Origin of the sequence: Tardiphaga sp. OK245, from assembly GCF_900108575.1 — a bacterium.
In the GTDB taxonomy this organism is placed as follows: Bacteria; Pseudomonadota; Alphaproteobacteria; order Rhizobiales; family Xanthobacteraceae; genus Tardiphaga; species Tardiphaga robiniae.
On the sequence record NZ_FNWZ01000004.1, the window covers coordinates 696,130 to 708,910 of the forward strand.

17 protein-coding genes are annotated in these 12,781 nt (G+C 59.6%); 7 read left to right on the top strand and 10 right to left on the bottom strand.

Annotated features, from left to right (window positions below; all coding sequences use genetic code 11):
- Window positions 1–35 precede the first annotated feature (35 nt).
- The gene (locus tag BLW80_RS21915; protein WP_093759602.1) at window positions 36–488 is read left to right on the top strand and encodes a tRNA (cytidine(34)-2'-O)-methyltransferase; all 453 of its coding nucleotides are present in this window, start codon (window positions 36–38) and stop codon (window positions 486–488) included.
- A gap of 142 nt (window positions 489–630) precedes the next feature.
- Window positions 631–1,692: a Y4kA family protein gene (locus tag BLW80_RS21920; RefSeq protein ID WP_093759603.1), complete on the top strand. Its 1,062-nt coding sequence runs from the start codon at window positions 631–633 to the stop codon at window positions 1,690–1,692.
- A gap of 534 nt (window positions 1,693–2,226) precedes the next feature.
- Here the strand turns inward: BLW80_RS21920 and BLW80_RS21925 are convergent.
- Both BLW80_RS21925 and BLW80_RS21930 read right to left on the bottom strand, forming a co-directional pair.
- Entirely contained in the window at window positions 2,227–3,864 is a 1,638-nt protein-coding gene (locus BLW80_RS21925; protein ID WP_244528414.1) for a S8 family serine peptidase, read from the bottom strand.
- A gap of 357 nt (window positions 3,865–4,221) precedes the next feature.
- Window positions 4,222–4,764 carry a hypothetical protein gene (locus BLW80_RS21930; protein ID WP_093759605.1) on the bottom strand — a complete coding sequence of 181 codons (543 nt, stop codon included), beginning with the start codon at window positions 4,762–4,764 and terminating at the stop codon, window positions 4,222–4,224.
- A 192-nt stretch (window positions 4,765–4,956) separates the two neighbouring features.
- On the opposite strand from BLW80_RS21930, the gene queE reads away from it, so the two are divergent.
- Both queE and BLW80_RS21940 read left to right on the top strand, forming a co-directional pair.
- A complete protein-coding gene (gene queE / locus BLW80_RS21935; RefSeq protein ID WP_093759606.1) occupies window positions 4,957–5,589 on the top strand; it encodes a 7-carboxy-7-deazaguanine synthase in 633 nt (210 codons plus the stop codon).
- Between the two features lie 31 nt (window positions 5,590–5,620).
- On the top strand, window positions 5,621–5,986 hold the full coding sequence (locus BLW80_RS21940; protein ID WP_089262534.1) for a 6-pyruvoyl trahydropterin synthase family protein: 366 nt from the start codon (window positions 5,621–5,623) through the stop codon (window positions 5,984–5,986).
- Window positions 5,987–6,066: 80 nt separating this feature from the next.
- On the opposite strand, the gene BLW80_RS21945 is transcribed toward BLW80_RS21940, so the two are convergent.
- Together BLW80_RS21945 and BLW80_RS21950 are read right to left on the bottom strand one after the other, a co-directional pair.
- A complete protein-coding gene (locus tag BLW80_RS21945) occupies window positions 6,067–6,516 on the bottom strand; it encodes a PaaI family thioesterase (RefSeq protein WP_093759607.1) in 450 nt (149 codons plus the stop codon).
- A 98-nt stretch (window positions 6,517–6,614) separates the two neighbouring features.
- Entirely contained in the window at window positions 6,615–7,094 is a 480-nt protein-coding gene (locus BLW80_RS21950; RefSeq protein ID WP_093759608.1) for a MarR family winged helix-turn-helix transcriptional regulator, read from the bottom strand.
- 29 nt (window positions 7,095–7,123) lie between these two features.
- Here BLW80_RS21950 and BLW80_RS21955 point away from each other — a divergent pair, with 29 nt between their 5' ends.
- The 3 genes from BLW80_RS21955 (at window position 7,124) to BLW80_RS21965 (ending at window position 8,660) form a co-directional block, all read left to right on the top strand.
- Window positions 7,124–7,498: a nuclear transport factor 2 family protein gene (locus tag BLW80_RS21955; RefSeq protein WP_244528381.1), complete on the top strand. Its 375-nt coding sequence runs from the start codon at window positions 7,124–7,126 to the stop codon at window positions 7,496–7,498.
- A gap of 105 nt (window positions 7,499–7,603) precedes the next feature.
- The gene (locus tag BLW80_RS21960; RefSeq protein WP_093759609.1) at window positions 7,604–8,326 is read left to right on the top strand and encodes an aspartate/glutamate racemase family protein; all 723 of its coding nucleotides are present in this window, start codon (window positions 7,604–7,606) and stop codon (window positions 8,324–8,326) included.
- An 82-nt stretch (window positions 8,327–8,408) separates the two neighbouring features.
- Entirely contained in the window at window positions 8,409–8,660 is a 252-nt protein-coding gene (locus BLW80_RS21965) for a YodC family protein (protein ID WP_093759610.1), read from the top strand.
- Between the two features lie 128 nt (window positions 8,661–8,788).
- On the opposite strand, the gene BLW80_RS29990 is transcribed toward BLW80_RS21965, so the two are convergent.
- The 6 genes from BLW80_RS29990 to BLW80_RS21990 all read right to left on the bottom strand — a co-directional run bounded on the left by BLW80_RS29990 (window position 8,789) and on the right by BLW80_RS21990 (window position 12,775).
- Window positions 8,789–9,625 (bottom strand): hypothetical protein, encoded by an 837-nt coding sequence (locus tag BLW80_RS29990; protein ID WP_139285880.1) that lies wholly within the window; start codon window positions 9,623–9,625, stop codon window positions 8,789–8,791.
- Entirely contained in the window at window positions 9,615–9,827 is a 213-nt protein-coding gene (locus BLW80_RS29995) for a hypothetical protein (RefSeq protein WP_139285881.1), read from the bottom strand. Before BLW80_RS29995 ends, BLW80_RS29990 begins: the two co-directional genes overlap by 11 nt.
- A 125-nt stretch (window positions 9,828–9,952) precedes the next feature.
- Window positions 9,953–11,206, bottom strand: coding sequence for a CCA tRNA nucleotidyltransferase (locus BLW80_RS21975; RefSeq protein ID WP_093759612.1), 1,254 nt, complete (start codon window positions 11,204–11,206; stop codon window positions 9,953–9,955).
- Complete coding sequence (locus BLW80_RS21980; RefSeq protein ID WP_093759613.1) at window positions 11,203–11,466, bottom strand: DUF6111 family protein; 264 nt, start codon at window positions 11,464–11,466, stop codon at window positions 11,203–11,205. Before BLW80_RS21980 ends, BLW80_RS21975 begins: the two co-directional genes overlap by 4 nt.
- Complete coding sequence (locus BLW80_RS21985) at window positions 11,463–12,128, bottom strand: CoA pyrophosphatase (RefSeq protein WP_093759614.1); 666 nt, start codon at window positions 12,126–12,128, stop codon at window positions 11,463–11,465. The genes BLW80_RS21980 and BLW80_RS21985 overlap by 4 nt, the downstream gene beginning before the upstream one ends.
- 35 nt (window positions 12,129–12,163) lie before the next feature.
- Window positions 12,164–12,775 carry a DUF1285 domain-containing protein gene (locus BLW80_RS21990; RefSeq protein ID WP_093759615.1) on the bottom strand — a complete coding sequence of 204 codons (612 nt, stop codon included), beginning with the start codon at window positions 12,773–12,775 and terminating at the stop codon, window positions 12,164–12,166.
- Window positions 12,776–12,781: the final 6 nt, after the last annotated feature.

Consider the following 12,781-nt stretch of genomic DNA (forward strand, 5'->3'; position numbering starts at 1 on the left):
CGCGTCGATCAAGATGCGGCCGGAGAAAGTCCGCCGTGCGCATCGCCCTCTACCAGCCTGACATTCCGCAGAACACCGGCACCATCCTGCGGCTCTGTGCCTGTCTCGATGTCGAAGCGCATATTATCGAACCGGCGGGCTTTCCGACCTCCGACCGCCATTTCCGCCGCGCCGGCATGGACTATCTCGATCAGGTGTCGATCGTCCGGCACGATTCATGGCGGCATTTCGAGGACTGGCGGCGCGAGGCGAAGTATCGGCTCGCCTTGTTCACGACCAAGGGCGCGGAGCCCTATCTCGATCATCGCTATTCTGACGATGAGATTCTGCTGTTCGGCCGCGAGAGTGCCGGTGTGCCGGAGGACGTGGCGGCCGCAGCGGATAGCCGTGTCGTCATTCCCATGCGCGAAAGTCTTCGCTCGATCAATCTGGCGATGACGGTGGCGATGGCGCTGGGCGAGGCGCTCAGACAGGTGCGGGTTTCGTAACCCGGATCTGGCGCAGCGCGCTCCGGGACCGGCCGCACAGCGCGCGTTCCTCAATTCCTAACAAAGTGTTGCCGCCGCGATACATTCAAAGCGAGGGATCGGTCTATAATGCAACCATAGATTTTGGCTGTGGGGGCATGCCATGTATCCGCGTTTGTTCGCCGCAATAGCGTCAACACTCCTTGCATCCGGCTGCGCCATTCATCCGGTGCCGGAGGATGTGACGGGGCTACGAACCGAAGACATCGTCAAACAAATCCGCTGCGAAACACGTGACGCAGCGAGGACTATGATTCGCGACAAACTCGAAGACTTGGGTCGGCGCAATGACGAAATGGCTGCAGCGCTGGCAGTGAAATACAAGAATGACCCAGAATTAATGGTCGCGTTCGATGCAAAGAAGCTATTTCCGGGAGCGGAGAACCTTCAGATAAGAAACTACTTCGAAATCATTTATGCCACGGCGATCGCTTACGCGTTCGAACTACAAATGACCGAAACCAACAACCTAAACCCGTCTACATCCAAATTCTTGGGTCCTTGGTCCCCGTCATTGAACCTCGATATTGGAGGTTCCGGCGACCGGCAACGTACAAACGTTCGAACCTTTACAATTACAGACGAACTCAAGTTCCTTTTGACGGATTTGAATACGGAAAATCGCTCCGGTCGATATTGCGACAATCGGATCGTCGGACCGAATTACATTTACCCCATGGCCGGCAAAATTGGGGTCTACAACACGTTACATACGTTTCTCCAGTTGAGCCTGATCGAACACTTGGCACCTGATAGATCCAAAGCTTTCGGAAAAGACCCGTCACCGCTTGCGGACAAGCTGCAGTTCACAACTGAGGTCAGCCTGTCTGCTACACCTACAGTTACATTCGCACCAGTGAGATCGCAATTTCAAATCACGAGCACGACGGCAACCGGAAAACTCTCTCGCAAAGACATGCATCAAGTGATACTTGGCCTCGCCGTTGACTCGTCTGCCATACCGGCACTCACTTCAATGAGGGACTTTATTTTTTCAGGCCCACCGGCAGTTCAGCCGGGAGCTGCGCGTCTTCGGCGGAGGGACACTCAGCCTAGCGAATTGCGTAGCGTGATCGCTCCAGTGACAAGTCGAGCTGCTGAAATAGCCCTTCGTATGGTTGACCAAATCAGAAGCCGCGAAATCCAGCTTATTCCGCCCCCATAAGACGCTAAGTGGCAAGGAACATCAGTCCTATAGTGACTCAGATGCGAATACGTCGAAATCTACCTCGCAAAAGTGCGGAAGATTCTGGCAAGCAATTTAGAAGCCTTCGGGGCTGCCATAGTTCTACAAACTCACAATATCCAACTCGCGAGAATGTAGAGTAGAGCGTTTCAGAAAGGACAAATCGCTTCTTCGTAGCAGCACCTCACAATGAAGAGCCGATCTTTGATCGATTTCAATCGAACAATGAGTAATCTTCATTAGGTAAGACGAACTATCGACTGATGCCTACCCATTAGTCTATGTCCGAACCGAAGATAACTTCGCGCACACAAATTCCACCCATACACTTGCCTGGCTGTCCCTTTCTAGTGAAGCAGAGTGATCTTTCGGGGAAACAGGGCGTGCCCGCCTGCAGTATCACTCGCCCAACGCGCTCGGTCCGACCACGCCTGTTCGACCGATACGACGACCGCCTCTTTCCTGTTTGGCGGGACTGAACAACCATCTCGTCGGTAATAAGCGGCATCACACTCATAATCTTCCTCCTCTTTCCAGATAAGGCTGCCAGGGGCTCACGATCATGGGGAATTCGTGGGTCACATCGACGCGCACGAAGAATTCGCGCTCACCTGCTGCGGGGTTTCTGAACGTGTAGATGGCCCTGACGATTCGACCGGTGTCAGATCCGAGTCGTGACGGTACAATGCGCATACCCATGAACTTGTAATCATCGATTTCACCAAGCGGTGGCCTGTAGCGCGCAAAGAGAAAATTATACGCGCGGTCCTCGTCTGTCAGGCCATGACTATCGGCGATCTGCGGGAAGTATTTCAGCCCATCGGGGATTAGCTGATTGCGATCCACCTGGAATATCTGGTCCAACGAAATCACAATCCCATCCGGCGTTCGCGGCCCTACGACGCCAACGACGACGTCGAGATCCTCGGCGAGACCTGCATGCTCCGCAATCGGGATTGCTTGCTTGGCTGCGCTTTTGCCGCGACGAGATTCGGCCTTGGCGGGATATTTGGGACGTGCCAACGCGTCGATCAGATCATCGAAGTAGCCGGGATCATTTGGATTAAGCAGGAAAACCGGAAAATCCTCGATCGTCAGCCGCCAGCGCAGTTGCCGCGCGATGTAGCGCGTCAACTTACGATCCTTCGACAAGACGGCGTGCTGCCAGTTTCGATCTTCTGTTAGCTTTGTTGATCCATCTCGCTCGATCTCCGCGCCCACGCTCAGATGATTGGCAATGAGCTGCATCTCGCGCTCGATCGCGATATTCGGATAGTCAGCCTCGATGGTCCCGATCGCATAGACGAAGCCGCTGAGCGTATCGTGATGTCCGCCGCAGCTGCAGGCGCCGTCAGGTGCGCCGCAGCCGCAATCGCCGCCGGCCGGCCTCACAATCTGCATCGACCGTGATAGCAGACCGCCCACTGCGCTTGTCGGCGATCGTCCATTGCCCGTCGTCATCGTCATTGCCCCCTGCAAGCGTGTGTCGTTCGTCCGCGCTTCGCCATCAGCGCCAACCATCCGGTCCAACTCTGCCAGCACGCGGTTGCGGTCCAGCATCGGCGGCTTCGCGCCGTCGCGGGGGCCGAGCGCCGCCACGGCCGAGCGCAGCGTATCCGCGTCGATGTCCGGCCGCTCCGACCACAGCTGCGCAAGGATGCCGGTGGCGACGGCGGCGGCGACGCTGGTCCCGGACATCACGGTGGTGCCGCCATCCGGCGCGTAGCCCGCCATGCGGCCCAGCGCGGCGACGCCGCGGCGCGTGATCTCGGGACCAAAATTGGAATCGGGCAACAATATTTGCGCGGCGTCGGCGGCAACAACGGGGATCACGGCCGGATGCGACAGCAGTTGGCCGGTGACGCGGCGGCCCTGATTGCCGGCGGCGACCAACAACACGGCGCCGCTCGCCTCGGCAGCTTCCAGCGCGGCAGCAAGGCGCGGATTGATCTGCGAGTCGCCGCCCAGGATCGCAAGGCTGAGATTGATCACCCGCGCGCCGGCCGCGACGGCGCCCTCGATTGCCGCCGCGAGATCATCGACACGGGCGGATGGCGAAACGGCATCGACGAATAATGGAATGTGGATCAGCGCGCAGCCGGGACACAGGCCCGGGATCGGCGCGTCCGCACGCGCGCCAAGCAGGCCCATCACGAAGGTGCCATGATCGCAGGCGTCATTCGGGCCCGAGCGGCATCGTCCGTCGCTGCCCGACGGGGCGCTTGCCAGCACATCCGATAATGCGCCGGCGTCATAGGGACCGTCGATGATCGCGACTGCGACGGGGCCGGTCGGGGCCGCCCAGACAGGGCGGCGATGCTGGCCGGTCGCTGAACTATCTTCAAACGAATAGCGCAATGCGTTTGCCCCTGGATCGTGGCGCAGCAAGGCGGGCGACGATCGCTGAAACCATCTTGACACTAAAATACAATCTTAGATTTGCATGTAATTTCTATTCCCGAAAGGGTAGTTCGCGGAATTTTGTACGTCTGCGCCGCTTTGGCGCGCCTACCGCCCACTCGGGACGCGCGTCGCGATGTAGTCCTTGCCCTTGGCCGTAAACGTCTCGCGAATGATGAAGCCGTCCGCCGGCGACATCGGGCCGATCGGCACTGGCCCCGTGGGCATGATCAGCGTGGCATTGCCGCCAACGAAGATCAGCAGGTGACGACGTTCTGCCAGCAGCTTCTCCGACCAGGCGATCAGGCCGGAATGGATCGGCTCCTTCTGCCAGGCGAAAGGCGTGCCGGGATCGACTTGGCCATAGATGAAGCCGGTGGTCGGATAGACCGAAAACACGATCTTCGAATTTTCCGGCTTCCAGGATTCCGGCATCTCGTTGTCCTGGATCCAGACGCAATCGAAGGCGCGGCATTGCTGTGGTCGGGTGTCATAGATCTTGCAGCCCTGCGCGATCGCGCAGTGCTTGCACCACTTGCCCGCCTGCTTGGCGAGGTCGTCGATGCGATAGACCTTGCAGCACATGGTGCAGGTCCCGCACGTACGCGTGGCGGCGGCGGAACTGCCGGATGTGACGAGCGACGGCTGCATGGTATCCAGGTGCGACAATTTGACGTGATGTCATCGACCTTTGGCGGCCCGCGCCGGACATCGCAATTGACATGTCGGTGATCGGCCGGGACATCCACGGCCCAGCCGTGCTAAGAGCCGCCGCTTACCCCATATGGAACCGAGACGTGGCCCGAGCCGGATCGGACATGCCGGTTTTAGAGAGCTGAAACAGTGAGTTATGCGGTCAAAGAAATCTTCCTGACGCTGCAGGGCGAAGGTGCCCATGCCGGCCGCGCGTCCGTCTTCTGCCGGTTCTCGGGCTGCAACCTCTGGACCGGCCGGGAGCAGGACCGCACGGAGGCCACCTGCCAGTTCTGCGACACCGACTTCGTCGGCATGGACGGCACTTTGGGCGGTCGTTACCCCACCGCCGACAAACTCGCCGACACCATCGCCGCGCAATGGGTGGGCCCTTCCGATAACCGCTATGTGGTGTTGACCGGCGGCGAGCCGCTGCTGCAGGTGGACGCCGAACTGATCGACGCATTGCATGCGCGCGGCTTCGAGATCGGCGTCGAGACCAACGGCACAGTCGCGCCGCCCGCAGGCATCGACTGGATCTGCGTCAGCCCCAAGGCCGGCGCGGAACTCGTGGTGCACAGCGGACACGAATTGAAGCTGGTCTATCCGCAGGCGCAGGCGATGCCGGAAAAATTCGAAGGCCTCACCTTCGAGCGTTTCTCATTGCAGCCGATGGACGGACCGGACGCTATCAGTAATACCGCGCACGCGGTGGACTACTGCCTGCGCCATCCGCAATGGCGACTGAGCGTGCAGACACACAAGACACTTGGGATCCGCTAAGGACCTGGACTTCTAAGGACGACGACTTCCGATGTGGGAATTGACCAAATCGTTTCGCTTCGAGGCAGCGCATGCGCTGTCTCACACCACGCTCGGCGAAGTGAGCCAGGAAATCCATGGCCACTCCTTCCGCGCCGAAGTCACCATCCGCGGCGTACCTGATCCCGTGACCGGGATGGTGATGGATCTCGGCTTGCTCGACCGCAGCCTCGACGAGCTGCGCAAGACGCTCGACCACAAGTTTCTCAACAAGATCGAAGCGATCGGCATTCCGACGCTGGAAAATCTCTCACGCTTCATCTGGGACCGCGTCGCCGACAAGGCTCCGGTCGTCCGCGTCGGCGTGTTTCGCGACAGCTGCAACGAGAGCTGCGTATATTTCGGGCCGAAGGGTTAGAGTCTTTATTGGAGCATGATCTCTCGACAAACGAATTCGTTTGTCGGCGAAAACCGGTATCCAGTTTTCGGGATCATGCTCTAGTCTTTTCCCGTGATCATGCAGGTCGCGGTGGCATGGGCGCAAAGCCTGCCATCCTTGTCGGTCAGCGTCCCCTCCGTCGCGGCCATCCTGCGTCCCATGTGAATGATACGGCCCTCGGCGCGGATCGGCCCTGATGCAGCCGTCATAGCGCGAATGTAGGTGACCTTGAGATCGAGCGTCGCGTAACCGGTCCCTGCTGGCAGCGAGGTCTGCACCGCCAGCGCGATGGCGCCATCCAGCATCGTGGCCGCGTAACCGCCATGCACCGTTCCGAGCGGATTGTAGTGATCCTCGTTCGGCGAGCCGACCAGCACAACCTTGCCCTGCTCTGCGGACTCGCCCTTGATGCCGAGTGTGCGGCCGATGCCGCGCGCAAATCCGCCTGCGGCGAAGGCCTGCTGCACAAGCTTCAGGCCGCTGCTCGCGTCACCAATCTCAGTTGTCATGTTTGCCTCCGCCGTCCCGTGACCATCCTTGTTATGGGACCGGGATGGCAGAGCTTGCCTATCAAGTCAATATTGTTGACCTCAAGACTTGAACTTGGCTAGTCGCGCGCCGCCTCCGCCATCACCGCCGACCATGCGGCCTGGCTGCCCGCCCCCGCCTTCTTGAAGGCGCGGGCCATGATCTTGCGCTCATGACCGGATGCGATGCGCTCGACCGCGCGGCCGGCGGGCGTCAGTTCGAGAATCTTGAAACGATGCCGCGCCGGATCGCGCTTGACGGCCACATAGCCCTCATCGAGCAGCTGCTTCATCGGGCGATGCAGCGCCTGTTTCGAAATCTGCAGGATCGCCAGCAGATCCGACATCGTGATGCCCTCGCCGCGCAGCACGGCATAGAGAATGCGATGGTGAACCCGAGACAGGCCGACCGTCGCCAGATACTCGTCAGCCGCACGCGTCATCCCGCGCCATCCGAAATACATCAGCGCCAGTGCATCATCGAGCGGATCGAGTTTCTTAAGGTCAATATCATTGACTTGAGAAACGGCGATGCTAGGTTTTCTGGGAGATGGGCTCATCGAAGGCTCACGACAGGGAGACGGGACGCATGTTGACGCGGCAGGACGCGATGGCATTCGCGCAGCAATGGGCTGCAAACTGGAATCGGCTCGCGATCGATACGATCGTTGATCATTTTGCTCCCGAAGGCGAGATGCGCAGCCCGCTGGCAACGAAACTGGCGGGATCATCCACCATAAAGGGACGCGACGCCATTCGCACCTACTGGCACGCCGCCTATGGCGGGCTATCCGAGCCACATCTCACCCTGGAGAGCGCCGCCTGGGACGGCGCGTTACAGCGCCTGACGGTCTGGTGGAGCGCGCCGCTGCCCAGTGGACCGACCCGGGCGTGCGAGATGATGGATTTCGATGCCGATCACCAGATCATCCGCAGCGAAGCCTATTACGGCGCCGGCAGCTAGGACGGCGCGGGCGGCACGTCTCATGCACCCGCGTGCGTTTCGATGATCGCCGTGCATTTCTCGCACTGGCGCCTATAGTGGACGGACTCATCGAGAGCCCATCCCGTGCGCATCCTGCTGATCAATCCCAACACCACCGAGAGCGTCACCGCGCTGGTGAAACGGCACGTCGAAGCCGTCGCCGGCAAGGACGCCGACTTCGTGCCGGTGACCGGCCGGTTCGGCGCGCGCTATATTTCGACGCGCGCCTCGGCGGCCATCGCAGGCCATGCGGCGCTCGACGCCTATGCTTCTCATGGCGCCGGCTGCGATGCGGTCTACCTCGCCTGTTTCGGCGACCCCGGCCTACTGGCGCTGCGCGAAATTGCAGACGTTCCCGTGGTCGGCATGGCCGAAGCGTCCTGCATCGAGGCGTCCAGACGCGGGCGTTTCGCCATCGTCACCGGCGGCGCGCTGTGGGGGCCGATGCTCCGGGAGTTCGTCGGAAGTATCGGCTTGGCCGACAAGCTCGCCAAGGTGCGCACCATCGCACCGACCGGCGGCGATATCGCGCGGAATCCCGATGCAGCACTGGCCGCGCTCGCCAGCGCCTGCACGGCCTGTGCCATGGACGACGGGGCCGAGGTCGTGATCCTTGGCGGCGCTGCGCTCGCCGGCCTTGCGTCTCGCATCCAAGCTGACGTGCCGGTACCCGTCTTGTGTTCCGTCGAAACCGGCACGCGTGCCGTGATCGCCGCAGCAGCGAAAGGTCTCGACAGCAGCCCGCCGCCTGCGCTGGAGAGCGTCGGCCTCGGCGCGGAACTCGCAAAACTGCTTCAGCAAAAATAGCTGACAGAAACATCCCCGTGTTCGGCCTGTCATGACGCGGAGCTAGACTCAGTGCGCGTCAAACACATTTCGGGAGCCGACCATGGAATTGAAATCAGGCGATGTCGTCATGCTGAAGTCGGGCGGTTGCCCGCTGACCGTGGCCGACGTTGACGGCGACAACATCGAATGCATCTGGCTGGGCGAGGAAGGCGATCTGTTCCGCGAGACCCTTCCGCGTGCCGTGCTCGAACTCGCCCTCGTCATCCCGCATGACGACGAAGACGAGAGCGAAGAGGACGAAGCTGAAGAACACGACGACGAAGAAGAAGAGCACAAGAGCAAGGTGGCCTGATCAGGCCGTCCGCCGCCGGGCGCAAATGTCCGGCGGCAGCTTGCTTAGATTGAATGTCAAATTCATATACGGGTCGAGATTCGCAACAAAAGAAAAATTTGCATTCCAATAACGCGCTGTAACGAGAATTAAGGCTCAAGATCAGTCTCACTTGCACGCCGATTTCGCTCAGGTCTCGCAGTAGGCGAAACATGTCGCTTGATGGCCTCGATCCGCGAAATCGCTGCCTCTTGAGCGAGTCCTACGACAACCCCGAGCACCAAGGCTGACATCCCATCACTCTCAAATGCAGACAGCCTTATCTTGCCCACCGCAACCTCGAATATCCCAGCTTTCAACAAGATTGCTATAAGAACCAGGACAACCAAAGCAAACGCTGACTTCATAAATGGAGAGAATCTATCAGCGTCTATCGCGTGCAATTCATAGAACGTAAGCGCCTTACATCTTAGGAAAGACGAGAAAATTAAACCGACCCATAGTCCAGGCACAACCGCTAGAATGTTAAAATTTTGAATCGCGAACGAGCCAAAATAGAAACCTAGATACACGCCTACAACAAGAACAAGAATTGCGCCCAAAAGCAATTTGCTTTGAGAAACTATGACACGACGCATATGCGCGCTAATCGCGGCACCTTTTTCCGACGTCAAAATACGAGATTGCAATGTTCTAAGTGTATCTATCGCTTGACTTGGTTGAGCCGTTGGGCCGACCAAGCCGTAGCGCGATAGAGCTAGGATTTCCTCGAAATAGCCTCGAAACTTCGAGTGATCCGAGGAGAAGATTTGACGCAACACGTCTAAAGTCCGCTCTACTTCTATTTTTAAGCGGCTCTGTTCAACAGGGATTTTGCCGCGAACGTTTTCCTCTAATTGAAATCCTATATCGTGCGGATACTGCGCTTCGTGGGGATAAGGAAATACGAGAAAACACCCCGCGACATTTCTAGAATTACTTGCCACAAGTCGGGCATCGGCCAGGGTTAAAGGAAATAGTATCAGAGCCTCTAACTTCTTTTAGAACTTCCGCACTACCGAGTTGCTTTTCAAGTTGTTCGGCAAGATCGGCAAGGGACCGATTTCTAGTTGGACTAGTACCAATTTTTGATAAACGCGCATCTGCCGCAAAATTCTTCAATAGTCGCCTGAGATCGTCGACGTTCACTTGATCCCTCCCTATTTGACCTAATTCCATCAAACTCTAAAAATATTCGAAGCGCAACCTAAAGGAGACATCAATAAGAAACTCTCGCGGATGCAGCATGAAGCTGCAGCATAGCTTAGATGTTCTTACAGCTGATGGTCGTGCTTGAATCGCGCAATCGTTTGGTCGGCGATAACAGTCAACACATCGACCTCCATCGGAAAGTCCAGCGCCAGCCAGGCATCTTCCGCCAGCGCCAGCACATGGCCGAGCGCCGGGCCCTTGGCGATGCCGCGCGCCATGAAGTCGGCGGCCCTGAGCGGAAACACCGGCGGGGTCCATCGCTCCGGCAAGGTTACGAGCGCCTTCCAGGCCTCGCTGTCGGCATCGCGGCCGGCGCGCGCCCAGGCCAGCATCATGCGGTTGCGATAGCGGACCTCGCCGAGCCGATAGAGCCGCCGCCGGGCATGGGATTCATCCATGCCCTTCAGCCGCCACCAGCGATGGCCCATGGAATCCAGTGCCTTGGTTTCGTCATTGGAGAGCCGCAGCTTTTGCGCAAGCCGGCGCGCATCTTCCGTAACTGCGACGCCAAGCGCGCCAAGCCGCAGAACCGCATTAGGTTTCTGCCCCAGAGCCTGCTCGATGGCGATCATTGCGGCGAACGGTCCCTTGTAGGTGACGCCGCCCGCGATCCGCAGCATCAGGCCGGCCTCGACCATCGCATCCACCGCCGCGAAGGCCCCATCGGCCACCAGCAGCTTCAGCAACTCCATCCTGATACGCTCGGCCGATATTCCCGCCAGTCCATCGCGGCCGCGAATGCTGGCGAGATAGCCCTCGCGATCCGGCGCCCCGGCGCCATAGGCGGCATGAATGCGGAAGAACCTGAGAATGCGCAGATAGTCTTCGGCGATGCGCCTATCGGGATCGCCGATGAAGCGCACCCGCCGGGCATCGAGATCGGACAGGCCGCCGACATGATCGTGCACTACGCCGTCGATGGATGCGGAAAGACCGTTCATCGTGAAATCACGTCGTTCGGCATCGCGCTTCCAGTCGCGCCCGAATGCCACCTTGGCCTTGCGGCCAAAGGTCTCGACGTCTTCGCGCAATGTCGTGATCTCGAACGGTGCGCCATCGACCACCAGCGTCACCGTGCCGTGGTCAATGCCCGTCGGCACGCTCTTGATATGGGCCGCCTTGGCGCGGCGGATCACTTCATCGGGCACGGCCGTCGTGGCTATATCGATTTCGCCCACTGGCAATTTCATCAGAGCGTTGCGCACAGCGCCGCCGACCGCGCGGGCTTCCTCGCCATTGCCATTGAGCAGCGCCAGCACCTGCCCGGACGGTCCTGACGTGAGCCACGGCGCGTCGTGCAGTTTGCGCACGCTCATTTTTCGACCCCGGGAACGAGCCTGCCATTTTCGATATGCGCCGGGACATAGGTCGATCCCGGCGGCGCGCCAGAGAATTGAGCCAGGAGCACCAGACTGACGATCACCAGCACGGCGGCGGCGACGGCGAGCCTGATCATCACCGGCATCGGCCATGACGATTTCAGTGTCACGCCATTCTTGGTCGCGATGAGGAAAATGGCATAGAGCGCAAACGGGATGAGGAAAATGCCGACTTCGGTCAGAACCGGACGGATCATGTGAGCACGATCCGTTCATACAGTACGCGCAGGATGCCTGCGGTGGCGCCCCAGATGTAACGTTCGGCGAACGGCATCGCGTAGTAGGACCGCTCCATGCCGCGGAATTCCTTGCTATGCAGCTGATGATTGGCGGGGTCCATCAGAAACGCCAGCGGCACCTCGAACGCGCTTTCGACTTCGTTCTCGTTGATCGTGAGACTGAAGCCCGGCTTCACCCGCGCCAGTGTCGGCAGGATGCGAAAGCCGAAGCCGGTTGCATAGAGATCGAGATAGCCGATCGGCTCGACGAAGGAGCGATCGAGACCGATTTCCTCCTCGGCCTCGCGCAACGCGGCGTGCAGCGGCGAGACATCGGTCGGATCGATCTTGCCACCGGGAAACGAGATCTGTCCGGCATGATCGTTGAGATGCGCGGAGCGCTGGGTAAGCAGCACAGTTGGTTGTTCGTGTTCGACGATGCCGATCAGGACCGCGGCCGGGCGGATCGGCCGCTCCTGCGCCACGATCTGGATCATGCGGTCGTTGCCGGCATCGCCGGTGACGGGAACGATGCTGGCGTCGGTGAGCCCCTCGGGCACATCGAAATTCAGGCGTGCCTTCGCCCGCTTGAAAAACTCAACTGAACCGATATCCGCGGCATCCGCGTCGGTCTTCAGCATCGGCTCATTCGCCCGGCTCACTTCAATCGGCTCACTTATGTAGCTTCCCTGACCTGCTCCGCATCGGCCATGGCGAAAAACGTGCCCGCGGAGGCGATGCCGAACATCGCGATACCATCGACCATCCGCTCCTCGCCCATGTCAACCAGATCGTAATAGACCGCCCGCGTCACCTTGGCCCACAGGTCACTGCGGACATGCAGGTAGGGCGTCAGCCCGCCGTCTTCAGCCATCTCGAATCGTAGCCGGTGTATGCTGTCACACTCCACCCAATCGTCCACATTGGTGCGAAACTTCAACACCGTGCCACGCGTGTCCTGCTCCTTGAGCATCTCGACGGCGAGAAATGGGGCATCGTCCACGGTGATGCCGACCTTCTCCACGGGGGTCACGAGAAAGTGCTTGCCGCCCTCACGCTTCAGGATCGTTGAGAACAACCGCACCAATGCGGGCCGGCCGATCGGCGTTCCCAAATAGAACCACGTACCATCGCCAGCGATTCGCATGTCGAGATCGCCGCAGAATGGCGGATTCCACAGATGCACCGGCGGCAGGCCCCTGCCGGCTTTACCGTTGGCCGCCGCATCCCTCGCCGCAGTGGTCAGGCCATCCAGCCCCTGATTTGCGATCTGCCCTTGCTTCGCCATTGTTTG

Excerpts from the sequence above, each read along its gene's own strand:
- BLW80_RS21920 (WP_093759603.1), top strand. The coding sequence starts at position 631 with ATGTATCCGCGTTTGTTCGCCGCAATAGCGTCAACACTCCTTGCATCC.
- BLW80_RS21925 (WP_244528414.1), bottom strand. The coding sequence starts at position 3,864 with ATGGGCCTGCTTGGCGCGCGTGCGGACGCGCCGATCCCGGGCCTGTGT.
- BLW80_RS21930 (WP_093759605.1), bottom strand. The coding sequence starts at position 4,764 with ATGCAGCCGTCGCTCGTCACATCCGGCAGTTCCGCCGCCGCCACGCGT.
- BLW80_RS21940 (WP_089262534.1), top strand. The coding sequence starts at position 5,621 with ATGTGGGAATTGACCAAATCGTTTCGCTTCGAGGCAGCGCATGCGCTG.
- BLW80_RS21945 (WP_093759607.1), bottom strand. The coding sequence starts at position 6,516 with ATGACAACTGAGATTGGTGACGCGAGCAGCGGCCTGAAGCTTGTGCAG.
- BLW80_RS21950 (WP_093759608.1), bottom strand. The coding sequence starts at position 7,094 with ATGAGCCCATCTCCCAGAAAACCTAGCATCGCCGTTTCTCAAGTCAAT.
- BLW80_RS21955 (WP_244528381.1), top strand. The coding sequence starts at position 7,124 with ATGTTGACGCGGCAGGACGCGATGGCATTCGCGCAGCAATGGGCTGCA.
- BLW80_RS21965 (WP_093759610.1), top strand. The coding sequence starts at position 8,409 with ATGGAATTGAAATCAGGCGATGTCGTCATGCTGAAGTCGGGCGGTTGC.
- BLW80_RS21975 (WP_093759612.1), bottom strand. The coding sequence starts at position 11,206 with ATGAGCGTGCGCAAACTGCACGACGCGCCGTGGCTCACGTCAGGACCG.
- BLW80_RS21980 (WP_093759613.1), bottom strand. The coding sequence starts at position 11,466 with ATGATCCGTCCGGTTCTGACCGAAGTCGGCATTTTCCTCATCCCGTTT.
- BLW80_RS21985 (WP_093759614.1), bottom strand. The coding sequence starts at position 12,128 with ATGCTGAAGACCGACGCGGATGCCGCGGATATCGGTTCAGTTGAGTTT.
- BLW80_RS21990 (WP_093759615.1), bottom strand. The coding sequence starts at position 12,775 with ATGGCGAAGCAAGGGCAGATCGCAAATCAGGGGCTGGATGGCCTGACC.